General features: G+C 68.1%; 20 protein-coding genes. 6 read left to right on the plus strand and 14 right to left on the minus strand.

Features of this window, described 5'->3' with window-relative positions:
• Positions 1-15: 15 nt before the first annotated feature.
• From AC5IG3_RS17000 to AC5IG3_RS17040, 9 genes are all read right to left on the minus strand, one after another.
• Entirely contained in the window at positions 16-1,671 is a 1,656-nt protein-coding gene (locus AC5IG3_RS17000; protein WP_491907469.1) for an acyl-CoA synthetase, read from the minus strand.
• A 150-nt stretch (positions 1,672-1,821) separates the two neighbouring features.
• Entirely contained in the window at positions 1,822-2,997 is a 1,176-nt protein-coding gene (locus tag AC5IG3_RS17005; protein ID WP_491907470.1) for a methyltransferase, read from the minus strand.
• Positions 2,990-3,253 carry a formate dehydrogenase subunit delta gene (locus AC5IG3_RS17010; protein WP_491907471.1) on the minus strand — a complete coding sequence of 88 codons (264 nt, stop codon included), beginning with the start codon at positions 3,251-3,253 and terminating at the stop codon, positions 2,990-2,992. The genes AC5IG3_RS17005 and AC5IG3_RS17010 overlap by 8 nt, the downstream gene beginning before the upstream one ends.
• A gap of 4 nt (positions 3,254-3,257) precedes the next feature.
• Positions 3,258-4,136 (minus strand): formate dehydrogenase accessory sulfurtransferase FdhD, encoded by an 879-nt coding sequence (gene fdhD, locus AC5IG3_RS17015; RefSeq protein ID WP_491907472.1) that lies wholly within the window; start codon positions 4,134-4,136, stop codon positions 3,258-3,260.
• A 40-nt stretch (positions 4,137-4,176) separates the two neighbouring features.
• On the minus strand, positions 4,177-7,116 hold the full coding sequence (fdhF, locus tag AC5IG3_RS17020; protein WP_491907473.1) for a formate dehydrogenase subunit alpha: 2,940 nt from the start codon (positions 7,114-7,116) through the stop codon (positions 4,177-4,179).
• Between the two features lie 16 nt (positions 7,117-7,132).
• The gene (locus tag AC5IG3_RS17025; protein ID WP_491907474.1) at positions 7,133-8,710 is read right to left on the minus strand and encodes a formate dehydrogenase beta subunit; all 1,578 of its coding nucleotides are present in this window, start codon (positions 8,708-8,710) and stop codon (positions 7,133-7,135) included.
• Complete coding sequence (locus AC5IG3_RS17030) at positions 8,707-9,210, minus strand: formate dehydrogenase subunit gamma (protein WP_491907475.1); 504 nt, start codon at positions 9,208-9,210, stop codon at positions 8,707-8,709. The genes AC5IG3_RS17025 and AC5IG3_RS17030 overlap by 4 nt, the downstream gene beginning before the upstream one ends.
• A 36-nt stretch (positions 9,211-9,246) precedes the next feature.
• On the minus strand, positions 9,247-10,860 hold the full coding sequence (locus AC5IG3_RS17035; protein ID WP_491907476.1) for an OFA family MFS transporter: 1,614 nt from the start codon (positions 10,858-10,860) through the stop codon (positions 9,247-9,249).
• Between the two features lie 163 nt (positions 10,861-11,023).
• Entirely contained in the window at positions 11,024-11,977 is a 954-nt protein-coding gene (locus tag AC5IG3_RS17040) for a LysR family transcriptional regulator (RefSeq protein WP_491907477.1), read from the minus strand.
• 84 nt (positions 11,978-12,061) lie between these two features.
• Between AC5IG3_RS17040 and AC5IG3_RS17045 the strand changes: the two genes are divergently transcribed.
• Together AC5IG3_RS17045 and AC5IG3_RS17050 are read left to right on the plus strand one after the other, a co-directional pair.
• The gene (locus AC5IG3_RS17045; RefSeq protein ID WP_491907478.1) at positions 12,062-14,866 is read left to right on the plus strand and encodes a S8 family serine peptidase; all 2,805 of its coding nucleotides are present in this window, start codon (positions 12,062-12,064) and stop codon (positions 14,864-14,866) included.
• A gap of 20 nt (positions 14,867-14,886) precedes the next feature.
• Complete coding sequence (locus AC5IG3_RS17050; RefSeq protein ID WP_491907479.1) at positions 14,887-15,411, plus strand: hypothetical protein; 525 nt, start codon at positions 14,887-14,889, stop codon at positions 15,409-15,411.
• 34 nt (positions 15,412-15,445) lie between these two features.
• Here the strand turns inward: AC5IG3_RS17050 and apbC are convergent, their stop codons facing one another.
• The 3 genes from apbC to AC5IG3_RS17065 form a co-directional block, all read right to left on the minus strand.
• On the minus strand, positions 15,446-16,537 hold the full coding sequence (apbC, locus tag AC5IG3_RS17055; RefSeq protein WP_491907480.1) for an iron-sulfur cluster carrier protein ApbC: 1,092 nt from the start codon (positions 16,535-16,537) through the stop codon (positions 15,446-15,448).
• A gap of 118 nt (positions 16,538-16,655) precedes the next feature.
• Positions 16,656-17,873, minus strand: coding sequence for a hypothetical protein (locus AC5IG3_RS17060; protein WP_491907481.1), 1,218 nt, complete (start codon positions 17,871-17,873; stop codon positions 16,656-16,658).
• 92 nt (positions 17,874-17,965) lie between these two features.
• The gene (locus tag AC5IG3_RS17065) at positions 17,966-18,283 is read right to left on the minus strand and encodes a 2Fe-2S iron-sulfur cluster-binding protein (protein WP_491907482.1); all 318 of its coding nucleotides are present in this window, start codon (positions 18,281-18,283) and stop codon (positions 17,966-17,968) included.
• A gap of 97 nt (positions 18,284-18,380) precedes the next feature.
• Here AC5IG3_RS17065 and metG point away from each other — a divergent pair, with 97 nt between their 5' ends.
• Positions 18,381-20,450, plus strand: a complete 2,070-nt coding sequence (gene metG, locus AC5IG3_RS17070; RefSeq protein WP_491907483.1) for a methionine--tRNA ligase — start codon at positions 18,381-18,383, stop codon at positions 20,448-20,450.
• A gap of 9 nt (positions 20,451-20,459) precedes the next feature.
• Here the strand turns inward: metG and AC5IG3_RS17075 are convergent, their stop codons facing one another.
• Positions 20,460-21,230, minus strand: a complete 771-nt coding sequence (locus tag AC5IG3_RS17075) for a fused MFS/spermidine synthase (RefSeq protein ID WP_491907484.1) — start codon at positions 21,228-21,230, stop codon at positions 20,460-20,462.
• A gap of 21 nt (positions 21,231-21,251) precedes the next feature.
• Complete coding sequence (locus tag AC5IG3_RS17080) at positions 21,252-22,019, minus strand: YoaK family protein (RefSeq protein ID WP_491907485.1); 768 nt, start codon at positions 22,017-22,019, stop codon at positions 21,252-21,254.
• Positions 22,020-22,154: 135 nt separating this feature from the next.
• On the opposite strand from AC5IG3_RS17080, the gene AC5IG3_RS17085 reads away from it, so the two are divergent.
• From AC5IG3_RS17085 to AC5IG3_RS17095, 3 genes are all read left to right on the plus strand, one after another.
• The gene (locus AC5IG3_RS17085) at positions 22,155-23,846 is read left to right on the plus strand and encodes a SulP family inorganic anion transporter (RefSeq protein WP_491907486.1); all 1,692 of its coding nucleotides are present in this window, start codon (positions 22,155-22,157) and stop codon (positions 23,844-23,846) included.
• Positions 23,847-23,914: 68 nt separating this feature from the next.
• On the plus strand, positions 23,915-24,115 hold the full coding sequence (locus AC5IG3_RS17090; protein ID WP_491907487.1) for a DUF3460 family protein: 201 nt from the start codon (positions 23,915-23,917) through the stop codon (positions 24,113-24,115).
• Between the two features lies 1 nt (position 24,116).
• On the plus strand, positions 24,117-24,953 hold the full coding sequence (locus AC5IG3_RS17095; protein ID WP_491907596.1) for a segregation and condensation protein A: 837 nt from the start codon (positions 24,117-24,119) through the stop codon (positions 24,951-24,953).
• The last annotated feature ends 67 nt before the right edge of the window (positions 24,954-25,020 follow it).

A 25,020-nucleotide genomic window follows, 5' to 3' on the forward strand; every position in this document is an offset into this window, starting at 1 on the left:
TCCTTGCTCGGTGACTTACTCGATGGCCTGGGCCGACTTCATCTGCGCACGCAGCTGAAATTTCTGGATCTTGCCGGTGCTGGTCTTGGGCAGCGCGCCGAAGATCACGCTCTTGGGCACCTTGAAGCGCGCCATGTGGGCGCGGCAGAACTCGATGATGTCGGCCTCGGTCACCGTGCTGCCTTCGCGCACTTCGACGAAGGCGCACGGCACCTCGCCCCACTTCTCGTCCGGCCGCGCCACCACGGCGGCCACCAGCACGGCGGGGTGGCGATACAGCACTTCCTCGACCTCGACGCTGGAGATGTTCTCGCCGCCCGAGATGATGATGTCCTTGCTGCGGTCCTTGATCTTGACGTAGCCGTCCGGGTGCGTCACCGCCAGGTCGCCGGTGTGGAACCAGCCGCCCTGGAAGGCCTCCGCCGTGGCGGCGGGGTTCTTCAGATAGCCCTTCATGACGATGTTGCCGCGGAAGAAGATCTCGCCCATGGTCTCGCCATCGGCGGGCACGGGCTGCATCGTCTCGGGGTCGAGCACCGCGATCGATTCCTGCATCGGGTAGGCCACGCCCTGGCGGGCGTTCAGGCGCGCGCGCTCTTCGATGGGCAGCCCGGCCCAGTCGTCCTGCTTGGCGCAGACCGCTGCCGGGCCATAGACCTCGGTCAGGCCGTAGACGTGGGTGATGTCGATGCCGATGCGCTCGCAGCCTTCAATGATGGCCGCCGGCGGTGCTGCCCCCGCGATCAGGCCCTGCACTGGGTGCGTGATGCCCTCGCGCAGCGCGGCCGGCGCGTTGATCAGCAGGCCGTAGACGATGGGCGCGCCGCACAGGTGGGTGACGCGGTGCTCGGCAATCAGCGGGAAGATCAGCGCCGGGTCAACCCGGCGCAGGCAGACGCTGGTGCCGGCCTGCAGCGCCATCGTCCAGGGGAAGCACCAGCCGTTGCAGTGGAACATCGGCAGTGTCCACAGGTAGGTGGCGTGGCGCGGCATCTCCCAGGTCACGACGTTGGAGACCGCGTTGAGATACGCGCCGCGGTGGTGCGTCACCACGCCCTTGGGGTTGCCGGTGGTGCCGCTGGTGTAGTTCAGCGCAATGGCGTTCCACTCGTCGCCCGGCAGCTGCCACGTGAATGTGGCATCGCCGCTGGCAATGAAGGCCTCGTAGTCCAGCTCGCCCAGGTTGACGCCACCGTCGAACTGCGCGTCCAGCACGTCGATCACCAGTGGCTGGGGGCCTTGCATCAGCGCCAGCGCGCGCTGCAGGGTGGACGAGAACTCGCGGTCGGTCAGCAGCACCTTGGCCGCGCCGTGGTCGAGCTGGAAGGCGATCGCCTCGGGGTCGAGCCGGGTGTTGAGCGTGTTCAGCACCGCGCCGCTCATGGGCACGCCGAAGTGCGCCTCGAACATCGCCGGAGTGTTAGGCAGCATCACCGCCACCGCGTCCCCCACGCCCACGCCACGTTGCTGCAGCGCGCTGGCCAGCTGGCGGCAGCGCGTGTAAGTCTGCGCCCAGGTCTGGCGCAAGTCACCGTGCACCAGCGCAATGTGGCGCGGGTAGATCTGCGCGGTTCGTTGCAGGAAAGACAGCGGACTCAGCGCCACGAAGTTGGCGCTGTTGCGCGCCAGGTCGTCGTCGTCAAAGGCGTTCAAAGGCTTGCTGCCGTTCATCTCGGTGTCTCCTGCACATCGCTCGGCACCCCTGCGGGCACCCTGCATTGGATGATGGAATTCAATTCTTACGGCAGCCTCGCTGACTTCACCAGGGTTTTCCCGAGGAAGGCCTCAAACTGTGGCGCACACGCATCGCTGCCGTTTGCGTCAACGCAAGGCCAGCCGCCAGAGTGACGTCACCTCCGCCGAACGCGCCGCGTGGAGCGGATCGCTGGCGTCGCGCGCCTTGGCGTGGCGTGGGCGAATGTCGTGGCGCTGCAGCACGCTCAGGCCAGCGTCGGCGATCCAGCCCAGCAGTTCGGCCCGGCTGCGCAGGCCCAGGTGCTCGGCCAGATCGGAAATGATCAGCCAGCCCTCGCCCTGCGGCAGCAGCCGCGCGGCCAGACCGCCGAGGAAACCGCGCAGCATGCGACTGTCGGGGTCGTAGACGGCAGCCTCGATCGGCGTGTTGGGCTGCGCCGGCACCCACGGCGGGTTGCAGACCACCAGCGCGGCACGGCCGACGTCCGGCGCCGGGTACAGATCGGCGCACTGCACCTCGACCTGTCCGGCCACGCCCAGCTGCGCCAGGTTTTCAGCGGCGCAGGCCAGCGCACGCGGGTCCATGTCGGTGGCGACGATGCGCCGGGCGCCACGCCGCGCCAGCACGGCCGAAATCACGCCCGTGCCGGTGCCGATGTCGAACACGCACTCCCGCGCCAGGTCCAGCGCCGGCAGCGGCACGCTGGCGATCAGGTCGAGGTACTCGCCCCGCACCGGCGAAAACACGCCGAAGTGCGGGTGGATGGACTCGCCGCCGAGCGCGGCAATCGCCACGCCCTTCTTGCGCCACTCGAACGCACCAACCAGCCCCAGCAGTTCGCGCAACGACACCACGGTGGACGGCTGATCCGGCTGCGGCTCGCCCCAGGCGGACGCGCAGGCCGCGTACATGTCAGGTGCACGGCGCAGCGCGATGGCGTAGTCCGCACCCACTTCGATCAGCAGCAGCGACAGCAGCCTGGCCCGGCGCGCCTGCGTCTGACGCTGGCGTTGCCAGACCTCGGCGGCGCTGGCGGCGGGCGGCAGTGGCGCCACATTGCGCGCCGGCCGATCCGCCCGGCGTACCAGCGCGGTCAGCAGGTGGCGGGCGTTCTGGAAGTCACCGCGCCAGAGCAGCCCGGTGCCGGCCTGCACCAGCCGCCAGGCGACATCGGCGGGAGTCTGGTCGTCGACGATCTGAACGCGAGCGGGTGGCGGCGCGCCGTTCTCGCTGCGCCAGCGGGCTTGGCGGGGCGTGTCGGCTTCGGTCCAGCGCAGTTCAGCGGTCGACGCCTCAAGCACCTTGAGCGGCCACAGGCTGTGGCGTTTTGGCAGCAGGCTCTAACTTCGCGCGATGCTTCTCCAGCGCCTCACGCGCCATATCGTGCAGGCCTGCACCGCCCTCGTTCAGGTAGGCGTAGAGGGCGATGCGCATGCGCGGTTCCCAGAACTTGCGCACGTGGTCGGCCACGCCGTCGACGGCTTCGAGGTGGTCGGGCATGGCCGCGAAGAATTCGGCGATGCGGTTGACCTGGTGCACGAGGTTGTTCTTGTCCATGGCTTCACTCCGCCTGGGGCGCCGGAGCGAGGGTGACCCGCTCGGCGTGGGTGTAGAGGGTGCTGCGGTTGCCGCGGGTGTAGCCCGCCAGCGTCAAACCCGCGCTCTGGGCCGTGCGAACCGCCAGGGCGGTGGGCGCGGAGATGGCTGCCAGCAGGCCGATGCCGGCGCTGGCGGTCTTGTAGACCATTTCGTAGCTGGCACGGCTGGTGACGGCGACGAAGCCGGTGGCCACGTCGGTGCCGTCGCGCGTCAGGCGGCCGATCAATTTGTCGAGCGCGTTGTGGCGGCCGACGTCTTCGCGCACCAGTTGCACGTGACCATCCAGAGCGCACCAGGCCGCAGCGTGGGTGGCGCCGGTGGCGTTCTGCAAGGCTTGGCTGGAAGCCAGTTCGACCATGGCGCGTTCCAGCGCAGCGGCGTGAATCTGGATCGACGCCACCGACTGGCGCACCGGGCGCACCGCCTCGGCAAGGCTTTCGGTGCCGCACAGGCCGCAGCCGGTGCGCCCGGCGAGCGTGCGGCGGCGCTCCTTCAGGCGCATGAAGCAGCGCAGCGTGACGCGCAGGTCCACCGTCAGGCCGACTTCGGTGCTGGCCACGCCATTGGCGGTGGCCAGATCGGTTTCGTGAACCTCGAAGTCAAGCAGATCGGCGGGGCTGTCGATGATGCCTTCCGAGAGCGAGAAGCCGAGCGCGAAGTCCTCCAGATCCAGCGGGCTGGCCAGCATCACCGCGTGCGAGATGCCGTTGTAGACCAGCGCCACCGGCACCTCTTCGGCCAACCATTCCTGGCTGGTGGCGGCCACGCCCGCACGCAGCGCCAGGGCCTCGACCCGGCGGGCGCCGGCCTCGGGGTGCAGGGGGATGTCGTCGACTTTCATGCGCGGATTGTCGCTGGCCGCTTGGGCGACCAGCGCCTCTTCACTTGCCCATCGCCACCGCTGCACCCGCGCTCGCACCGGCGAGCAAGCCGATCTGCTCTTCGTGCGTGCGGTGGAACTCGCGCTGCCAGTCCGACATCGCCTGGCCGGCCTGCGTCACGCGGCTGACCTGCACGGCCGTGACTTTGTACTCGGGGCAGTTGGTGGCCCAGTCGGAGTTGTCGGTGGTGATGACGTTGGCACCGGACTCGGGGAAGTGGAAGGTGGTGTAGACCACGCCCGGCTGCACGCGCTCGGTCACGTCCGCGCGCAGCACGGTCTGGCCCGCGCGGCTCTCGATGCCGACCCAGTCGCCATCGCTGATGCCGCGGTCCTCGGCATCCTGCGGGTGGATTTCCAGCAGGTCTTCCTTGTGCCACTGGCTGTTCTCGGTGCGGCGGGTCTGCGCGCCGACGTTGTACTGGCTCAGGATGCGACCGGTCGTCAGCAGCAGCGGGAACTTGCGCGTGACCTTCTCGTCGGTCGGCACGTACTGCGTCAGGATGAAACGGCCCTTGCCGCGCACGAAGTGGTCGACGTGCATGATGGCGGTGCCGGCCTCGTCGGTGCTGTCATTGCACGGCCACTGCACGCTGCCCAGGCGGTCGATCTTGTCGTAGCTGACGCCCGAGAACGTGGGCGTCAGCGCCGCGATCTCGGCCATGATTTCCTCGGGGTGGCTGTAGTTCATCGGGTAGCCGAGGGCGTTGGCGAACTTCTGCGTCACCTCCCAGTCGGCGTAGCCGGCCAGCGGCGGCATGACCTTGCGCACGCGGCTGATGCGGCGCTCGGCGTTGGTGAAGGTGCCGTCCTTCTCCAGGAACGAGCAGCCCGGCAGGAACACATGCGCGTACTTGGCGGTTTCGTTGAGGAAGATGTCCTGCACGATCACGCACTCCATCGCCGACAGCGCGGCAATGACGTGCTGGGTGTTGGGGTCGGACTGGACGATGTCCTCGCCCTCGCAGTAGAGCGCCAGGAAGGTGCCGTCGAGTGCCGCCTCGAACATGTTCGGAATGCGCAGGCCCGGCTCCGGGTTGATGGTCACGCCCCAGGCGGACTCGAACTGCGCACGCACGGTGCTGTCCGACACGTGGCGGTAGCCCGGCAACTCGTGCGGGAAGCTGCCCATGTCGCAGGAGCCCTGCACGTTGTTCTGGCCACGCAGCGGGTTGACGCCCACGCCTTCGCGACCGACGTTGCCGGTGGCCATGGCGAGGTTGGCAATGCCCATCACCATGGTCGAGCCCTGCGCGTGCTCGGTCACGCCCAGGCCGTAATAGATGGCGCCGTTGCCGCGGCCGCCGGCTGCGCGCACATGGCTCTGCGCATACAGGCGGGCCGCACCGCGAATCAGCTCGGCGGGCACGCCGCAGACGGACTGCATCGCCTCGGGCGAGTTCTCGGGCTTGGCGACGAAATCGCGCCACTGCTGGAAGCTCTTGGGGTCGCAGCGTTCGGCCACGTAGGCCTCGTCAACCAGGCCTTCGGTGACGATGACGTGCGCCAGCGCACTGATCACCGCCACGTTGGTGCCGGGCTTCAATTGCAGGTGGTAGTCGGCCTTGACGTGGACCGAGTTGACCAGCTCGATCTCGCGCGGGTCGATCACGATCAGCTTGGCGCCTTCGCGCAGGCGCTTCTTCATGCGCGAGCCGAACACCGGGTGGCCTTCGGTCGGGTTGGCGCCGATGACCATGATCACGTCGGCCTTCTCGACCGACTTGAAGGTCTGCGTGCCGGCCGAGGTGCCATAGGTCTGGCCCAGGCCGTAGCCGGTGGGCGAGTGGCAGACGCGGGCGCAGGTGTCGACGTTGTTGGTGCCAAACGCCATACGCACCAGCTTCTGCACCAGGTAGGCCTCTTCGTTGGTGCAACGGCTGGAGGTGATGCCGCCGACCGAGTCCTTACCAGCCTTCTTCTGGATGCGCTTGATCTCGCCGGCGGCGTGGTTGAGCGCCTCGTCCCAGCTGACTTCCTGCCACGGATCGGTGATCTTGGCGCGGATCATCGGCTTGGTCATGCGGTCCTTGTGGGTCGCGTAACCCCAGGCGAAGCGGCCCTTGATGCAGCTGTGGCCTTCGTTGGCCTTGCCGTCCTTCCAGGGCGTCATGCGCACGACCTGGTTGCCCTTCATGTCGGCCTTGAAGCCGCAGCCGACGCCGCAGTAGGCGCAGGTGGTGATGACGCTGTGCTCGGGCTGGCCGAGTTCGATGATCGATTTTTCCTGCAGCGTCGCGGTCGGGCAGGCCTGCACGCAGGCGCCGCAGGACACGCATTCGCTGTCCATGAAGTTCTCGTTCATGCCGGCGGACACGCGCGACTCGAAGCCACGGCCCGAGATCGTCAGCGCGAACGTGCCTTGCGTCTCTTCACAGGCGCGCACGCAGCGGTTGCAGACGATGCACTTGCTCGGGTCGTAGGTGAAGTAGGGGTTCGATTCGTCCTTCTTCGAGCCCAGGTGGTGGCGGCCGGTGACACCCGCCACCTCGGTCTCGCCCACACCGTAGCGCACGTTGCGCAGACCGACCACGCCGGCCATGTCCTGCAGTTCGCAGTCGCCGTTGGCGGCGCAGGTCAGGCAGTCCAGCGGGTGGTCGGAGATGTACAACTCCATCACGCCCTTGCGCAGTTCCTGCAGCTTCGGCGATTGGGTGCGCACCTTCATGCCCGCTTCGGCGGGCGTGGTGCACGACGCGGGGTAGCCGCGCCGGCCTTCGATCTCGACCAGGCACAGGCGGCAGGAGCCGAACGGCTCCAGGCTGTCGGTGGCGCAGAGCTTGGGCACCTGGATGCCGGCGTCCACCGCCGCGCGCATCAGCGACGTGCCGGCGGCCACCGTGACCTGGTTGCCGTCGATCTCCAGCGTCACTTCCTGTTCGCTGGTGCGACGCGGCGTGCCGTAGTCGACTTCATGGATCTTGATGACGGGGTAGTTCATGACGTTGCTCCTCAGCTCAGGCAGCCGAACGGTCGTCGGCGGCCAGACCGAAATCGGCCGGGAAATGATTCAGGGCCGACAGCACCGGGAACGGCGTCATGCCGCCCATGGCGCACAGGCTGCCGCTGACCATGGTGTCGCACAGGTCGCGCAGCAGCGTGATCTGCTGTTCGCGCACCTGGGGCTGATGGTGGTTGGCGACGATGCGGTCGATGACCTCGACACCGCGCGTCGAGCCGATGCGGCAGGGCGTGCACTTGCCGCAGCTCTCGATGGCGCAGAACTCCATCGCATAACGCGCCAGCCTGGACAAGTCCGCCGTGTCGTCATGCACCACCAGACCGCCGTGGCCGACCACCGCGCCGACCTTGGCGTAGGCCTCGTAGTCGAGCGGAATGTCCCACTGCGACTCGGGCAGATAGGTGCCCAGCGGGCCGCCGACCTGCACCGTCTTGACCGGCCGGCCGCTGGCGGTGCCGCCGCCGTAGCCGAACACCAGTTCGCGCAGCGTCACGCCGAAGGCCAGTTCGACCAGGCCGCCGTGCTTGATGTTGCCCGCCAGTTGGAAGGGCAGCGTGCCTGTCGAGCGGCCGATGCCGTAGTCCTTGTAGGCCTGCGCGCCGCGCGCCAGGATGTACGGGGTGGCCGCGAACGTCAGCACGTTGTTGATGATGGTCGGCTGGCCGAACAGCCCGCTCAAGGCGGGGATCGGCGGCTTGGCGCGCACGATGCCGCGCTTGCCTTCGAGCGATTCCAGCATCGCGGTTTCTTCGCCGCAGACGTAGCTGCCGGCGGCCAGTCGCGCTTCCAGATGGAAGGCGTGACCGCTGCCGAGAATGTTGTCGCCCAGGAAGCCGGCTTCGGTGGCGCGACGGATGGCCTCGCTGAACACACGGAAAGCCACCGGGTATTCGCTGCGGATGTAGACGTAGCCCTGCGTTGCGCCGGCCGCGAGCGCAGCGATCGTCATGCCTTCGATCAGCATGTACGGGTCGTCTTCCAGCACCATGCGGTCGGCAAAGGTGCCGGAGTCGCCCTCGTCGGCATTGCAGACGACGTATTTCTGAAGCGCCTGCGCCTGCGCCACCGTGCGCCACTTGATACCGGCCGGAAACGCTGCGCCGCCCCGGCCGCGCAGGCCGGAGTCGAGCACCTGCTGCCAGATGCCATCAGCCGGCATCTGCAGCGCCTGCTTCAGGCCGGCCCAGCCCTCGTGCGCCGCGTAGTCGGCCAGCGACAGCGGATCGGTCACGCCCATGCGCGCAAAAGTCAGGCGCTGCTGGCGGGCCAGGTAGGGAATGGCTTCGGTCAGGCCGTGGCTGAGCGCGTGCGCGCCGCCGGCCAGGAAACCGGCGTCGAACAGGCTGGCAACGTCGTCGACCTCGACCGGCCCGTAGGCCACCCGGCCGGCCGGCGTGGCGACTTCCACCAGCGTCTCCAGCCAGAACAGCCCGCGCGAGCCGTTGCGGATCAGCTCGATGCGCGCGCCGCGTGAAGCGGCCTGGGCGACGATGGCATCAGCCACTTCGTCAGCGCCCACGGCCAGGGCCGCGCTGTCGCATGGCACGTAAACCTTGATGCTTGAGTTGTTCATGCCTGCACCTCCGTCAGGGCTGAAGTCAGCCGGTCGAGCTTGGCCACCGTCATGCGGGCGTGCAGACGGTCGTCGATCTGCACCGCCGGCGACGACGCGCACAGGCCGAGGCAATAGACCGGCTCGACGCTCCACTGGCCGTCGGCCGAGTGGTGTTCACCTTCGGCACAGCCGAGCGCCTGGCGTGCATGTTCCAGCAGGGCCGCGCCGCCGCGCGACTGGCAGGATTCGGCCCGGCAGACCTGCAGCACATGCTGGCCGGCTGCCTGGGTGCGGAAGTGGTGGTAGTAGGTGATGACGCCATGCACCTCGGCCCGCGACAGGTTCAGGGCGGCCTCGATCAGCGGCACGCCCTGGGCCGGAACAAAGCCCAGCACGTCCTGGATGCCGTGCAGCAGGGGCAGCAGGGCGCCGGGCCGGTGGCGGTGTTCATCGATCGCGCGCTGCACGACCGCCATCGGTTCGGCATCCGCAGGGGATGGGCTGCTGTGTGACGTCATCATTTTTCCTTTCGAGACTTTGAGCCGCTCAGTTCGTCAGGCGAAGAACTTGGCCACGCTCAACAGCGTGCGGTAGACGCCCCAGGCCAGCGGAATACCCACCACGGCCCAGGCCAGCATCACCACCGCCGGGCTGACGGCCTGACCGCCGCCAGCGCCCTTGCCCACTTCGGAGGCCGCCGCCTTCTCGTGCGCCAGCTTCTTTTCGCGGGCGAGCTCTTCGTCGCCCATGAACCACTTGTCGGCCACCGGACGCACCATCAGGTTGCAGATCAGGCCGATGACCAGCATGCCGGTCAGGATGTACATGGTCTGGTTATAGACCTGCTCGCGCGGGATGCCAAGACCCAGCTGATATTCGCGCATGTAGTTCACCACCACCGGGCCCAGCACGCCGGCCGTGGCCCAGGCGGTCAGCAGGCGGCCGTGAATGGCGCCCACGAACTGCGTGCCGAACAGGTCCGCCAAATACGCCGGCACCGTGGCGAAACCACCGCCATACATACTCAGGATGACGCAGAAAGCCCCCACGAAAAGCAAGGTGCTGCCAGCAGCAGCGCTGCCCGGCACGCTGAAATACATCACGCCACCGAGTATGAAGAAAATGGCATAGGTGACTTTGCGACCGAATTTGTCCGACAGGCTGGCCCAGAAGAAACGGCCTCCAATATTGAACAGGCTCAGCAGCGCGGTGAAACCCGCAGCCACGGTCGCAATGGCCTTCAGCTGATCCTTGTCGAGGTCACCGAACTTGGTGTCAACCCCGATCAGCGAGCCGCCGAACACCTCCTGCAGCATGGGCGAAGCCATGCCGATCACGCCAATGCCGGCACTCACGTTCATGCACAACACCATCCACACCAGCCAGAACTGCGGGATCTTGAAGGCGTTCTTCACGTGCACGTGGCGCTGCGTGATCATGGTGTTGTTCTGCGCGGCGGGCGGCGTCCAGCCAGCGGGCTTCCAGCCCGTGGCGGGTACGCGATAGCCCAGGGCACCGGCCATCATGAAGACAAAGTAGAGACACGCCATGACGACGAAGGTGGGCATGACGCCCACGCTCTCGGGCGTGGCGAAGACCTTCATCAGGTCGGCTGCCAGGGGCGAGCCGATCATGGCGCCGCCACCGAAGCCCATGATGGCCATGCCGGTGGCCATGCCGCGGCGGTCCGGAAACCACTTGATCAGCGTCGAGACGGGCGAGATGTAGCCCAACCCCAGCCCGATGCCTCCGATCACGCCCGAGCCCAGCAACATCATCCAGAACTGGTGCAGGTGGATACCCAGCGCCGAGATCAGCATGCCGCCGCACCAGCAGATGGCGCTGACCACGCCGGCCTTGCGCGGGCCGGCGCGCTCAAGCCAGCCACCCCAGAGGGCCGCCGACGAACCCAGGAACACGAAGAACAGCGTGTACATCCAGCCCAGCGTGGCCACCTTCCAGTCGCAGGTGGTGGTGAACAGTTCCTGGAAGAAACCGATCTCGGGACCGCACTTGGTGCCGATGGCCTTGCTCAGCGGCAGCCAGAACACCGAAAACCCGTAGGCCATGCCGATGCATAAATGAATGGCAAGCGCCGCAGGTGGCACCAGCCACCGGTTGAAACCCGGGCCCGCAATGATGCGTTCCTTGTCGAGAAAACCTGCCATGGATGTCTCCGGTCTTATTGGATGTTGTCAATGCAGCCCCGGGCACGCTGGCCCAAGGCTGTCGCGGCGGAGTGTCTGCGCCAAGTCAAGCCCGGTCAAATTGATTCGGGACATATCCCGATTCAAGAATGAAATGAATCCCTGGGATAACCCTGAGCGAGATTCAATCGTCGAGCGGGCCGCTGTGCGCGGCGGCGTGGCGCAGCCATTCGGGCTCGCGCGCCAGGGCCAGTGCGGCCTGGAGGGTGCGGGATGGGCGCTCGAACTGCGTCGTCATGAAGCCGATCGGCGTGCGCAGGTCGGGGCCGACCAGCGGCAGCGCTTCGAGTTCGCGGTAGCCGCGAATGGCGCCCACCAGCGCACCGGGCAGCACGCTGCAGACCTCGCCGGCCACCACGCTGAGTGACAGCGTCAGGATCGAGTTGGTCTCGATCACCGGCTGGACCGGCGTGCCGGCCTGCGCAAACGCCTGATCGACGATGGTGCGGTTGTGCATCTCCGGCGTCAGCAGGCACAGCGGCAGCGCGGCGGCAGCGGCCCATGAGATGGCCGGGCCGCGCTGCAGGCGCTCGGACTCAGTGCGGGCCAACTGCGAAGCACGGCGCACCAGAAAGTAGTGTTCGACGTACTGCGGCATCGACAGCATGGCAGCCCCGCGCTGGCCGGGCCGGTCGATGTAGCCCAGCCCCAGATCGAGCGTGAGCGTCTCCACGCCGGTCTCGATCTCGGACGACGCCAGCGACAGCACCACCGGCCGGATGTCGGGGTAGCGCGCCTGCAGGCAGGCGGCAAAACGCGCCACGATCGGCATGGCGGTGGGCACGGCGCCGATGCGCAGGGTGCCGCGCGGGCGGTCGATGTCGCTCTGCAACTCCTGCTGCAGCAGCTGGTGCTCGTGCAGCATGCGGCGAGCGCTCACGACCACGCGCTCGCCCTCGGGTGTCAGGCCTTCGTACTGGCGGCTGCGGCGCACGATGGTCACGCCGTACTGCTGCTCCAGCGCCCGCAGCGCGTTCGACAACGCCGGTTGTGTGATGTGGCAGGCCTGTGCGGCGCGGCCGAAATGACGGTGCTGCTCCAGTGCCACCAGGTAGCGCATCGCCTCAAGCTGGTTCATGCAGGCATGATAGGCGGCTGCCTCCACTATGATTTTCAGCACAGATTCAGCTCACCAGGGCAACCGCGCCTCAAGGGAAACCGCATGACCCACACTCGTTCAACTGCCCGCACGCCCGGTTTTCCCGGGCTTCGTGGCGCCCTGGTCGGGCTCGCCGTGCTGCTGAGCAGCTGCGGCGGCGGCAGCACCAGCAGCGGCGGTGGTGGGGGTGTCAGCGGCTACAGCCTGTCAGGCACGATCCTGATGGCCGAGACCGCCGCCGTCGACGCCGACCTCAACGACATCAACCAGACCCCGCGCAGCAGCAACGATGACCCCGACGTTGCGCAACGGCTGGCGACGCCGGTCGTGCTGGACGGCACCGTCAACCAGCCCGATGCCGGCCCCCCCGGGGCCAACCGAAGCGGCACCCGCAACGGCGACACCGACGATTTCTTCAAGGTCGAACTGCAGGCCGGCCAGGTGGTCGAGCTGGAATTTGCCTCGGATGCGGCCACCAACGACCTGGATCTCTATCTGTTCGGCAGTGACGCGAGCACCGTGGCCGGCTCCTCCACCGGCGACGCCACCCGCTTCGAATGCGTGCAGGCCACCACGGCAGGCACCTACTACGTCAACGTCTATGCGTTCCAGGGCGCCTCGATCTACACGCTGCGCATCGGCGCGGTCGGCACCTCGGGCACCTGCGGCAATGTGACGGCGTCGCTGGCCGGCGACGGCAGCCAGTTGCTGGCGCGGCCGCTGGCAGCGGGCGACGCGGCCTTCACCGCGCTCGGCAGCACCGAGCGCACGGCCCGCCAGCAGACCCAGGCGGTGGCCCATCGACTCGGCCTGACGGCGGCGGCCGCCCACACCGCGCCCGGCCCGCAGGTCCTGACGCTGCCCGCTGACACGCACGGCCGCCGCGCCATGGCCGACACGTTGCACCGCCTGCACGCCGGCCTGCGCGCCGGCCAGGTCAGCACCGCTCAGGCGACTGCGACCGCCAACATCAGCAAACGCCTGGCCAGCCCGGCCGATGCGCTGGACGGCATCCGCGCCGCACTCGCCACCCTGCGCAGCGTCAAGGCGCTGCACGCCACCGGCGCTTACGCCTATGTGCAGCCCAACTGGCTGCTCAAGACCACCGCCCTCACCGGCAGCTTCCCGCCGGGCGATCCCAACTACGCCAGCCAGAGCTGGCACTACAACCAGATCAACCTGAGCGAGGCGATGAACCGCATCAACGCCCTGCCGAGCCCGCCGACGCTGCGCCCGGTCGTGGCGGTGATCGATTCCGGCGTGGTGCTGGACCACCCCGACCTGGCACCGCAGCTGCTGTCGACCGGCTGCCTGTTCGTCAGCGGCAACACCGGCTGCAACGGCAGCGGCACGGGCGCCAGCAAGACCGGCCGCAACGGCGACTCGCTGGAGGGCGCTGCCAGCGGCACCGAGTTCCACGGCAGCCACGTCGCCGGCACGGTGGCCGCCGCCGCGTTCAACGGCGCCTATGGCACCGGTGTGGCGCCCATGGCGCAGATCCTGCCGCTCAACGTCTTCGGCGCCAACACCGGCGCCAGCAGCCTGGACATCGTGCAGGCCATGCTCTATGCGGCGGGCCAGAGCAATGCCTCGGGCACGCTGCCCTCGCGCCGGGCCGACGTGATCAACCTCAGCCTGGGCGGCGGCGGCAGTTGCGCGCCGGTGTTCCAGGAGGCCGTCAACACCGCACGCAACGCCGGCGTGATGGTGGTGGCCGCCACCGGCAACGATGGCCGCAACCCCGGCACGCCCGCGCCGGTGGGCCAGCCCGCCAACTGCAGCGGCGTGGTCGCGGTGGGCGCCACCACGCCCTCGGGCACGCTGGCGAGCTACTCCAACACGGGCGCTGCCGTGGTGCTGGCCGCGCCGGGTGGCAGCGGCGCCGGCAGCAACGGCGTCTTCAGCACGGTGGCCAGCTTTGTGGGCACCACGCGCACCCCGGGCATGACATCGATGCAGGGCACGTCCATGGCAGCACCTCATGTGGCCGGCGTGCTGGCGCTGATGCGCTACGTCAACCCCGCGCTGACGGTGGCGCAGGCCGATGACCTGATCGCCGCTGGCGCCATCAGCGTCGACATCGGCACCGCAGGGCGCGACAGCAGCTACGGCTGGGGCCTGGTCAGCGCCAGCAAGGCAGTCGACGCGGCCCTGGGCGCCGCCACCAACGCGCCAACACCCCGTGGCCAGATCGTCGCCCAGCCCAGCGCCTTCGACCTGGGCGGCCTGCAGACCAGCACCGTGCTCAACCTGACCAGCACCGGCACGACCAGCGACAGCGTGGCCAGCGTGATCTCCAGCAACCCGGCCGTCGTGGCCGTGGCGGCGACCACCGTGAACAGCGCCGGCCTGGGCAGCTACACGCTCACCGTCAACCGCAGCAGCCTGAGTGCGGGCAGCAGCACGGCCTTGACCCTGACGGTCAGCATGGCGCCCTCCGGCATGGTGCTGACGCTGCCGGTCACGGTGACCAAGCCGGCCACCTCGGTGGCGCGCGTGGGCGCCAATTTCGGGCCGGTCTATGTGCTGCTGGTCGATGCGGACACGCAACTGACGCTGGACACGCAACTGGTGCAGGCCGTCAACGGCCGCTACACCTACCAGCTCAGCGGCATTGCCGCCGGCACGAGCGTGTCGGTCCTGGCCGGCACCGACCTGGACAACGACGACCTGATCTACCAGCCCGGCGAGGTTGGCGGGGCCTACTCCGCCGCGTCGTCAACACCCGGCATCAGCGGCAGCCGCATCACGGTCAACAGCAGCATGAATGCACTTGATTTCCAGATTGCACCGCTGTCGGGCATTCCTACCCAGTCCGTGGGCGGCTTGTCCCTGACGGGTCTGCGCCGCAGCGGGGTGGCGCGTTGAGCGCGGTGCTGAAGTGGGCCATGAAACGGGCACTTGAACTGGCCGGCGTGCTGTCCCTGGGCGGACTGCTGCTGGCCGGGCCGGCCCAGGCGGACACGGCACCCGGCCGCAGTCCGCCGCAAGCCAGCGCGGACGACGACCGGCGCCCAGCGCCCCGTTCGGTGCGCGTGCTGGCGTGGCGATCGCACGGTGTCTGCCCGATGAGCGGACAACAACGCAGCCTGCGCACGGTCGCTTCGGTGCATGAATGGAGCAAGACCTTGACGCAAGGCGAGACCGGCGCCCTCGGGCGGCGGGTGCGCTGGGCCGATGAGCGCGTGCTGGTGTTCGCGCTCAGCCAGCAGCCCAGTCTGGCCATCAAGCTGGAGTCGCCCAGCAACCTGCGCCTGAGCGGCGACGTGCTGTGGTGGCCGGTCACGATCCGCACACCCGAGACAGGCCAGATGGCATCCACCGCACTCGGCCGGCCCTGCGTGATTGCCGCCGTCAGCCGCAACGGCTGGCAGCGCGTGCGGGTGATCGAGCGCAAGCCGGCAGCGCAATGAACACGGCGGGGTTTCGACCCCGCCCCTTCGTCGCTCAGGTGTTCTGGCTGATGTTGATGCTGGGGAACTTGGACGAGTAGTCCTTGGACTGCGCCGCCACCTTGACCGCCACCTGGCGCGCCACGGCCTTGTAGAGCGCGGCGACTTCGCCGTCGGGCTCGGCCACCACGGTCGGGCGGCCGGCGTCGGTCTGCTCGCGGATCGACAGCGCCAGCGGCAGCGCGCCCAGATAGTTGAGGCCGAACTCGGCGGCCATCTTCTTGCCGCCATCGGCGCCGAAGATGTGCGCGGTGTGGCCGCAGTTGGGGCAGCAGTAGACCGCCATGTTCTCGACCACGCCGAGGATGGGCACGCTGACCTTCTCGAACATCCTGACGCCCTTCTTGGCATCGAGCAGCGCGATGTCCTGCGGCGTGGTCACGATCACCGCGCCGGTCACGGGCACCTTCTGCGACAACGTGAGCTGGATGTCGCCGGTGCCGGGCGGCATGTCGACGATCAGGTAGTCGAGGTCTTTCCAGTGGGTCTGGCGCAGCAACTGCTCCAGCGCCTGGGTGGCCATCGGGCCGCGCCAGATCATGGCCTGGTCGCCATCGACCAGGAAGCCGATCGACATGACCTGCACGCCGTGGCCGATCATCGGCTCCATGGTCTTGCCGTCCTGGCTTTCGGGCCGGCCGCTCACGCCCAGCATCGTGGGCTGGCTGGGGCCGTAGATGTCGGCGTCCAGGATGCCGACGCGCGCGCCTTCGGCGGCCAGGGCGAGGGCCAGGTTGACGGCGGTGGTGCTCTTGCCCACGCCACCCTTGCCCGAGGCCACCGCAATGATGTTCTTCACGCCCGGCAGCAGCTGCGTGCCGCGCTGCACGGCGTGGGCAACGATCTTGGTGGTGATCGTCACGTCGACCTGGCCGACACCCGGCAGCGCCTTGACGGCGTCGGTCAGCAGGCCGCGCAGGGCGTCATGCTGGCTCAGGCCGGGGTAGCCCAGCTCGATCTCCAGGCTCACATCGGCGCCCGAGACCTGCAGGCTCCTGAGTTGGCGGCTGGTGACGAAATCTCGTCCCGTATTGGGATCGATGACGGTCTGGATCGCGGCGCGCAGGGCGCTGTCGGTGAGGGTCATATCAGGGCTGCTGGTTGGGGCTGAGCGGGATGCTTGGGGTGCATTCTTTGAAGCGGCGCCAGTCTAGCGGCTGCCCAGCCACCGGGATGCCGCAAGGGCAAGCCCGCCCAGCCCGTGATCAGCCGCTGACCAGTCCGCTCATCTGAACCACCTCCAGGTCGCTGCCCTTGACCTGGCCCAGCTCGGAGATCATCCGGCTGTTGTTCCAGCGTGCATCGGGCGCCCCGCTCATGTAGAAGTTGCTGCCGTTGTCGGCCAGGAACATGCCGTAGGTCTTGAGCGCCGTCAGCACCGCACGCGCCTCGGCACTGAAAGTGGCCGGGATGACGTAGCTGGCCTTCAGGCGCACGCGCATGCCCATCGGCGGCAGGTTGGTGGCCGTGCTGGAACTGGCCCAGTGCGTGGCGGGCGCCACATAAGCCTTGCGGGTGCGGGCGACCGTGAAGCGCAGCGCGTGGCGGATGCCGCCCGGGCCGAGCGCGGCTTCTTCGTAGCGCACCAGGCCGGGCAGGATCGGCAGGCCGGCGGCGTCCGCGCTGGTCCAGCCGGCCTGGCCACCGGGGCGCACGGTGTTGCTGGTCAGGTCGAAGATCGCACCCGATTCGGCATTCCAAGAGCCATCGGCGTTCGGGAAGGCACGGTACAACTCATACAGCTTGTTGCCGTCACGGTCGATCACCAACACGTGGCGATCGCCGGTGCCGGCCGAGCCGCCTTCGATCTGAGCACCGGCAGGCACCGGATAAGGGCCAGGATCACTCTCGCTGCCGTAGGCGGTGTAGGTGATCTTGACCTTGGCCTGGGTGCCGGCCACCACGTGGTACGGAATGCCGATCGGCCCGCCGTCCCAGGTGCCGGAGCCGAAGTCCGGTCGCAAGCCGGTGGTCAGCCCGATGGTCGACAGGATGGCGCCGGAGTTGGCGTCCACCGCCGCCGTCGAGATGTCGCTGTTCCAGGCATTGCTGGCGGGGAAGGCGATGGCGCCGTTCAGGTTGGCGTTGGCGCCCAGGCTGGCGCCCTTGAAATTGCCGTAGCTGCCGGTCGCGGGCGCAGGGGCTGGGGCGGGCGTCGGGGCCGGCGCGGGTGCAGGTACGGGCGCTGGGGCGGGCGCAGGAACCGGCGCCGGCGCAGGGCTGGGCGTGCGCCGCCGCAGCGCTTCCAGGGTCGCGTCGTCCGAGGCCACGGCATCCGTGCTGCCCCCGCCGCAGGCACTCAGCCAGAGGCTCGACAGCGCCGCCAGACCGCCCAGCGTGGTGGTCCTGCGGCGCGGGTTGATCACGGTGTCGGCTGCTTTTTTGGGCTCCAGCGGACGGGGAGCAAAGGTGGGCTTGTTCATGGCCTCGATTCTGGGAAGCCGCGCTGCAAGCGTCTGTGGTGGAGGGCAACGCAACGTGAAGGACTGTTGCATCTTCCACCGGGGCTGACACATCAGGCCGGATCGCCCCGCCGCCGCGCCCTGGGCACCTCGATCACCAGCGCCGACTCGGCCAGCGCCACGCACGGCAGGATCTGGCCGGCGTGCTTTTCCTCGGCGCTCAGGCCCGGCCAGTCGATGCGATAGCGCACCTGGCCGGCGCGCAACTGGCAGATGCAGGCGCGGCAGGTGCCGTTGCGGCAGGAACTCGGCAGCACGATGCCGGCGGCTGCGGCAGCCTGCAGCAGGCTCAGGCCGGCCGGCGCGTCGAAAACCCAGCCGGCGGGTTCGATGCGCACGGGCCAAGCCTCGTCAAGCGCGCCTGAATTCATCGCTGAGTCCCTTCCGGCCTGCGGCCTAGAATCTTCGGTCTGCCCCGGATCGGGGCGCCCCGTTACTGCTTCGTTACTGTCGCCACTGCCGTTGCCCATGACACGCCAACTCTTCGTCACCACCGCCCTGCCCTACGCCAACGGCAATTTCCACATCGGCCACATCATGGAATACATCCAGGCCGACGTCTGGGTGCGGTTCCAGCGCATGCAGGGGCACCAGGTGCATTTTGTCGGCGCCGACGACGCCCACGGCGCGCCGATCATGATCGCCGCAGAAAAGGCCGGCAAGACGCCGCAGCAGTTCGTCGCCGACATCGCAGCCGGTCGCAAGCCGTATCTGGATGGCTTTCACATCAGCTTCGACAACTGGCACTCGACCGACGGGGCCGAGAACCACGAACTGGCGCAGTCGATCTACCGCTCGCTGCGCGCCAACGAGTTGATCGCGCAGCGCTCGATCGAGCAGTTCTACGACCCCGAAAAGGGCATGTTCCTGCCCGACCGCTTCATCAAGGGCGAGTGCCCCAAGTGCGGCGCCAAGGACCAGTACGGCGACTCGTGCGAGAGCTGCGGCGCGGTCTACGCACCCACCGAACTGAAGAACCCGTATTCGGCCCTGTCCGGCGCCACGCCGGTCATGAAGACCAGCGAGCACTACTTCTTCCGCTTGAGCGACCCGCGCTGCGCCCAGTTCCTGGAGGCGTGGACGCAGGAAAGCGGCCGGCTGCAGCCCGAGGTGCTCAACAAGATCAAGGAATGGTTCACCAAGGACGAAGAAGGCCAGGGCGGCCTGGGTGACTGGGACATCAGCCGCGACGCGCCCTACTTCGGCATCGAGATTCCCGATGCGCCGGGCAAGTACTTCTATGTCTGGCTGGATGCGCCGATCGGCTACCTGGCGTCGCTGAAGAATTACTTCAGCAAGGGCGGCCCGCTCGCCAGGTATGGCGAGGCGCGCTCCTTCGATGACTTCATCGCCGACCCGGCGGTCGAGCAGTACCACTTCATCGGCAAGGACATCACCTACTTCCACACGCTGTTCTGGCCGGCGATGCTGCAGTTCAGCGGCCGCAAGACGCCCACCAACGTCTTCGTGCACGGCTTCATGACCGTCAACAACGGCGAGAAGATGAGCAAGAGCCGCGGCACCGGGCTCGATCCGCTCAAGTACCTGAGCCTCGGCATGAACGCCGAATGGCTGCGCTACTACATCGCTGCCAAGCTGAACTCGCATGTGGAAGACATCGACTTCAACCCCGAGGACTTCGCGCTGCGTGTCAACAGCGACCTGGTGGGCAAGTACATCAACATCGCCTCGCGCGCCGCCGGCTTCCTGACCAAGCGCTTCGGCGGCACGCTGAGCGCCGACCTCGGCGTCGAAGGCCGCACGCTGCTGGACACGCTGCGCGCCCACCGCGACGTCATCACCGGCCTGTACGAGGGCCGCGAGTTCGGCAAAGTGCTGCGCGAAATCATGGCGCTGGCCGACCGCGTCAATGAATACGTCGACGCCAACAAGCCGTGGGAACTGGCGAAGAAGGAAGGCGCGGATGCGGTGCTGCACGACGTCTGCAGCGTCTGCATCGAAGCCTTCCGCCTGCTGACCATCTACCTCAAGCCGGTGCTGCCGGCGCTGGCCGCGCAGGTCGAGGCCTTCCTGCAGGTCGAGCCGCTGGACTTCCACGCGGCCGGCCGTGCTTTGGGCGCACATACCATCGGCACCTACCAGCACCTGATGCAGCGCGTCGACCCCAAGCTGCTCGAAGCCCTGTTCGAGCCGCCAGCAGCGCCCAAGGTGATCCCTGGCGGCGAGGACATCGCCCCGGAAATCAAGATCGACGACTTCACCCAGGTCGACCTGCGCATCGCCCGTATCGTCAAGGCCGAGCACGTCGCCGGCTCGGACAAGCTGCTGCGCCTGACGCTCGACGTGGGCGAAGGCCGCCTGCGCAACGTCTTTTCGGGCATCAAGGCGGCCTACAAGCCCGAAGACCTGGAAGGCAAGCTGACTGTGATGGTCGCCAACCTCGCGCCGCGCAAGATGAAGTTCGGCATCAGCGAAGGCATGGTGCTGGCCGCCAGCGATGCCGACGAAAAGAAGAACCCCGGCATCTTCGTGCTGGAGCCCTTCCCCGGCGCGCAGCCCGGCATGCGGGTGCGCTGAAGAAACAGGTCAGGTGGCGCGGCGCCGCGGTGCCGACAGGGATGTCGACAGTTGCGCGGCCACCTCGGCCAGCATCGCCCGGTCGGCCTCGGCCCAATCGCTGTAGCGGCTGCGCTGCCGCTTCAAGCCGGCTGCCGTCACCTGACAGCAGGGCTCACCCGCCAGAACGATCACATTGCCGCCGCACGGGCTGGGCAGCGCCCGCACCGCGCCGTCAAACGCCAGGGCGATGCGGTCGCGCAGCGCGGGGGTTTGCGGGTCGGCCGCCTGCAGGTTGACGACCAGCACGCCGTCGGGCGCCACGGCGCGGCGGCAGGCGGCGTAGAAGTCGGCGCTGCACAAGACATCGGGCTGGCCGTCGTAGTCGAAGCCATCCACGATCAGCACGTCGACCGGCTCGGCCAGCGCCGCCACATGCGCCGCGCCATCGGCCTCCACCACGCGAAAGCGCTCGCCGTCCGGCGGCACCGCAAACGCCTCGCGCAGCGCGATCACGTGCGGATTGATCTCGACCACCGTGATGTCGGCCTCCGGCAGCCGCGCATGGCAGAACTTGGGCAGCGAGCCGCCGCCCAGCCCGACCATCAGCAACCGCTGCGGCGTCGGGCGCGGGAGGGGCTGCAGCAGCGCAAACGCCATCATGGTGCGGGTGTAGTCCAGCGCCAGCGCGTCGGGCGCGTCGCGCTGCATGCGGCTCTGGATCGAATGCAGGCTGAAGTGCAGGGAGACGCCATCTGCGTCCTCGCAGACGAAGGGGTGGACGTGGTCGAAGTCACTCATCAATCAGGGTCGGTCGGGGGGTCAGTCCTGCAGGGGCAGGCTCAGTCGGTGTTCACGCAGGTCGCGCCACAGCGCGGGGGCGGCCATCGCCATCAGCAGTGCGGCGATCGGCATGGTGGCGGCAAAGCCGGCGTGCTTGAAGGCCAGCGCGCCGACGATGCCGCCGCTGAAGAACAGGCCCAGGATCACGCCGTGCACCTTCATCCTGTCCCGGTTGGCCTGCACGTAGTGGACGCTGCCGGCATCGTGCTGGCGGTTCAGGTACAGCAGGCGGCCGAGTTCGATGCCCAGGTCGGTGATCACGCCGGTCATGTGCGTGGTGCGGATCTCGGCCTTGGAAATCTTGGTGACGATGGCGTTCTGCAGCCCCATCACGAAGCACAGCAGCAGCACGGTCGACGGCACGAACACATCCACCAGCAACTCCAGGTTGGCGCCCAGCAGGCCGAACAGCAGCAGCAGCGCGGCTTCGAGCATCAGCGGCAGCGCGTACTCGACGTTCAGCTCGCGCCGCCGCGCCCAGTTGATCAGCACCGCCGTGGTGGCCGCGCCCAACACGAAGGCCAGCAGCGACGACAGGCCCGCCATCGCCCACGCCAGCTGGCCCAGCACCAGATCGTCGGCAATGGCCGAAACGATGCCGGTCATGTGCGAGGTGTAACGCTGCACCGCCAGAAAGCCGCCCGCGTTGATGGCGCCGGCCACGAACGCCAGCAGCGCGCCCAACTGGCGGTTGGCGCTGCGGGTGCGCTCCGGCTGGGTCAGGCGCTGGATGAAATCGATCGGCATGGGTGGCGGCGGACAGGCGAACTGGCTAGCATGTAACTGAAACCAACATCACATTAGCATGACCAAAAGCAGAGTCCCAGGTCGCGTCCCCCGCCTGCACGGATCAGCCGCCTTGCCCCCGCTCCCGGCTTGATCATGGCCCTGCACCGTTTCCGCCCCAGACTGATCGACAGCCTGTCCGGCTACGACCGCCGGCACTTCATGGCCGATCTGGGCGCCGGCCTGACGGTGGGCGTGGTGGCGCTGCCGCTGGCGATGGCGTTCGCGATCGCCTCGGGCGTCAAGCCCGAGCAGGGCATCTTCACCGCCATCATCGCGGGCTTCCTGATTTCGGCGCTGGGCGGCTCGCAGGTGCAGATCGGCGGGCCGGCCGGCGCCTTCATCGTCATCGTCTACGGCATCGTCGAGCGCTACGGGCTGGCCAACCTGCTGATCGCCACCATGCTGGCGGGTGTGCTGATGTTCGCGATGGGGCTGTTCAAGCTCGGCGCCATGGTGCGCTACATCCCCGTGAGCATCGTGATCGGCTTCACCAACGGCATTGCAGTGCTGATCGGGCTGTCGCAGGTCAAGGATCTGCTGGGCCTGCAGATCGACAAGATGCCGGGCGACTTCTTCCTGCAGATCAAGACACTGGCGCAGCACATGGGCAGCTTCAACCCGCTGGCGCTGCTCATCGGCCTGGCCTGTCTGGCGCTGGTGGTGTTCTGGCCCAAGAGCTACCAGATGGAGGCCGCCGAGCCCGCCGAGCTGATGCCCCGGCTGCGCCGCGCCGCCTCGCACCTGCCGGGCACGTTGATCGCGCTGTTCCTGGCGACCCTGGCGACCTGGCTGCTGGACCTGCCGGTGGAGACCATCGGCTCGCGCTTCGGCGGCATTCCGCAGGCGCTGCCGGCGTTCGACCTGCCCGAGTTCAGCTGGGCCACCGCCAAGCAGCTGCTGATGCCGACCCTGACGATTGCGCTGCTGGGCGCGATCGAGTCGCTGCTGTGTGCCCGCGTGGCCGACAACCTGACCGAATTCCCGCGCCATGACCCGAACCAGGAGCTGATGGCGCAGGGCGTGGCCAACTTCGTGGCGCCGCTGTTCGGCGGCATTCCGGCCACCGGCACGATTGCGCGCACCGTCACCAACGTGCGGGCCGGCGCGGCCAGCCCCATCGCCGGCGTGGTGCATGCCGTCACGCTGCTGGGCGTGGTGCTGCTGGCCGCCCCGCTGGCCGGGCATGTGCCGCTGGCCGCGCTGGCGGGCATCCTGCTGTTCGTGGCCTGGAACATGGGCGAGTGGCATGAGTTCGTGCGGCTGCGCCACTTCCTGCTGCCCTACCGGACCACGATGCTGGGCACCTTCGTGCTGACGGTGGTGTTCGACCTGACGGTGGCGGTAGAGGTCGGCCTGCTGCTGGCCTGCGGCTTCTTCATCTGGCGCATGAGCGCGCTGTTCGAGGCCCGCCCGCACCCGGGCAGCGCCACGCTGCCGGCGGGCGTGCAGGTGTTCGACCTGTACGGCTCGCTGTTCTTCGGCGCGGTCGGAAAGATCGAGGCGCTGCCCGAACAGCTGCGCCCCGGCACGCGGGCGGTGGTGCTGGACATGCAGAAAATGATCTCGATGGACACCTCCGGCCTCGACGCGCTGCGCCAGCTGCACCGCGCGCTGCAGCGCCAGCGCATGGGGCTGGTGCTGGCCAACGTCAACGCGCAGCCGCTGTCGCTGCTGCAGCGCTCGGGCTTCGAGGCCGAGATCGGCGCCGACGCCATCGTGCCCACCGTCGATGAGGCGCTGATCGCCACCCGCGACCTGCCCACCGGCGCGGGCGCGCTGGGTTGAGTCATGCCGGGTGGAGTCACGCCGGCTCGATAGAATCCGCAACTTCGCCGCACCCAACGCCCACCGCCATGCCGCTCTTCTGGAAGCCCTACCAATCTGAGGTCACTCAGTTCATCGACAGCCTCAAGCAGAAGGACCCGCAGCTGGAGCAACGCCAGCGCGAAGGCCGCGAACTGCTGTGGGACAAGCCGCAGGACCGCAGCGCCCAGGCCGAGTTCAGCGACGCCCGCGTGGCGCAGCAACCCTACGTCTATCAGACCAAGGGCTGAAATCGTGGTGGCCGATGTCGTGGTGACTGACGTCGCTGACATCGTCCGCGCCACGCTCTACGGCGAGCCGCTGTACGCGCTGCCGCAGGACCTCTACATCCCGCCGGATGCGCTGGAGGTCTTTCTGGAGAGCTTCCAGGGCCCGCTGGACCTGCTGCTCTACCTGATCCGCAAGCAGAACTTCAACATCCTCGACATCCCGATGGCGGATGTCACGCGGCAGTACCTCGACTACGTCGAGCAGATCCGCAAGAGCAACCTCGAACTCGCCGCCGACTACCTGCTGATGGCGGCGGTGCTGATCGAGATCAAGTCGCGCATGCTGCTGCCCGCGCGCAAGAGCGACGAGGGCAAGGAAGCCGACGACCCGCGTGCCGAACTTGTGCGCCGGCTGCTGGAGTACGAGCGCATCAAGCTCGGCGCGGCGCAGCTGGATGCGCTGCCGCTGCTCGGGCGCGACTTCGTGCCGGTGCAGGTCCACATCGAGCAGACCGTGCAGGCCCGCCTGCCCGAGGTCAGCCTGCACGACATCCAGCAGGCCTGGGCCGACGTGCTCAAGCGCGCCCGGCTGGTGCAGCACCACAAGATCAGCCGCGAGGCGCTGTCGGTGCGCGAGCACATGAGCCTGCTGCTTCGCCGCCTGCAGGGCCGGCGCTTCGTCGAGTTCCACGACCTGTTCGACACCGACCAGGGCCCGCAGGTGCTGGTGGTGAGCTTCATCGCCATGCTGGAGCTGGCGCGGGAGCGCCTGCTGGAGATCACCCAGGCCGAGGCCTTTGCGCCCATCTATGTGCGGCTGGCCTATCAGCCGCAGGTCATCGCGACCGACGCGTCCTGACACGGCCCGGTGCGTGACGGCAAGTGAAGCCGCGCGGTTTTCACTTCGGTTTTCACCTCGTTACCAA

The sequence above is a fragment of the Leptothrix sp. (in: b-proteobacteria) genome (genome assembly GCF_965250675.1).
In the GTDB taxonomy this organism is placed as follows: Bacteria; Pseudomonadota; Gammaproteobacteria; order Burkholderiales; family Burkholderiaceae_C; genus Sphaerotilus.

What these genes read in the sequence shown, in the direction of transcription:
- AC5IG3_RS17075 (WP_491907484.1), bottom strand. Translation starts at nt 21,230, where the DNA reads ATGAGTGACTTCGACCACGTCCACCCCTTCGTCTGCGAGGACGCAGAT.
- AC5IG3_RS17065 (WP_491907482.1), bottom strand. Translation starts at nt 18,283, where the DNA reads ATGAATTCAGGCGCGCTTGACGAGGCTTGGCCCGTGCGCATCGAACCC.
- AC5IG3_RS17030 (WP_491907475.1), bottom strand. Translation starts at nt 9,210, where the DNA reads ATGACGTCACACAGCAGCCCATCCCCTGCGGATGCCGAACCGATGGCG.
- AC5IG3_RS17025 (WP_491907474.1), bottom strand. Translation starts at nt 8,710, where the DNA reads ATGAACAACTCAAGCATCAAGGTTTACGTGCCATGCGACAGCGCGGCC.
- AC5IG3_RS17050 (WP_491907479.1), top strand. Translation starts at nt 14,887, where the DNA reads ATGAAACGGGCACTTGAACTGGCCGGCGTGCTGTCCCTGGGCGGACTG.
- apbC (WP_491907480.1), bottom strand. Translation starts at nt 16,537, where the DNA reads ATGACCCTCACCGACAGCGCCCTGCGCGCCGCGATCCAGACCGTCATC.
- AC5IG3_RS17040 (WP_491907477.1), bottom strand. Translation starts at nt 11,977, where the DNA reads ATGAACCAGCTTGAGGCGATGCGCTACCTGGTGGCACTGGAGCAGCAC.
- AC5IG3_RS17010 (WP_491907471.1), bottom strand. Translation starts at nt 3,253, where the DNA reads ATGGACAAGAACAACCTCGTGCACCAGGTCAACCGCATCGCCGAATTC.
- AC5IG3_RS17045 (WP_491907478.1), top strand. Translation starts at nt 12,062, where the DNA reads ATGACCCACACTCGTTCAACTGCCCGCACGCCCGGTTTTCCCGGGCTT.
- metG (WP_491907483.1), top strand. Translation starts at nt 18,381, where the DNA reads ATGACACGCCAACTCTTCGTCACCACCGCCCTGCCCTACGCCAACGGC.
- AC5IG3_RS17085 (WP_491907486.1), top strand. Translation starts at nt 22,155, where the DNA reads ATGGCCCTGCACCGTTTCCGCCCCAGACTGATCGACAGCCTGTCCGGC.
- AC5IG3_RS17035 (WP_491907476.1), bottom strand. Translation starts at nt 10,860, where the DNA reads ATGGCAGGTTTTCTCGACAAGGAACGCATCATTGCGGGCCCGGGTTTC.
- AC5IG3_RS17080 (WP_491907485.1), bottom strand. Translation starts at nt 22,019, where the DNA reads ATGCCGATCGATTTCATCCAGCGCCTGACCCAGCCGGAGCGCACCCGC.
- fdhF (WP_491907473.1), bottom strand. Translation starts at nt 7,116, where the DNA reads ATGAACTACCCCGTCATCAAGATCCATGAAGTCGACTACGGCACGCCG.
- AC5IG3_RS17000 (WP_491907469.1), bottom strand. Translation starts at nt 1,671, where the DNA reads ATGAACGGCAGCAAGCCTTTGAACGCCTTTGACGACGACGACCTGGCG.
- AC5IG3_RS17090 (WP_491907487.1), top strand. Translation starts at nt 23,915, where the DNA reads ATGCCGCTCTTCTGGAAGCCCTACCAATCTGAGGTCACTCAGTTCATC.
- fdhD (WP_491907472.1), bottom strand. Translation starts at nt 4,136, where the DNA reads ATGAAAGTCGACGACATCCCCCTGCACCCCGAGGCCGGCGCCCGCCGG.
- AC5IG3_RS17060 (WP_491907481.1), bottom strand. Translation starts at nt 17,873, where the DNA reads ATGAACAAGCCCACCTTTGCTCCCCGTCCGCTGGAGCCCAAAAAAGCA.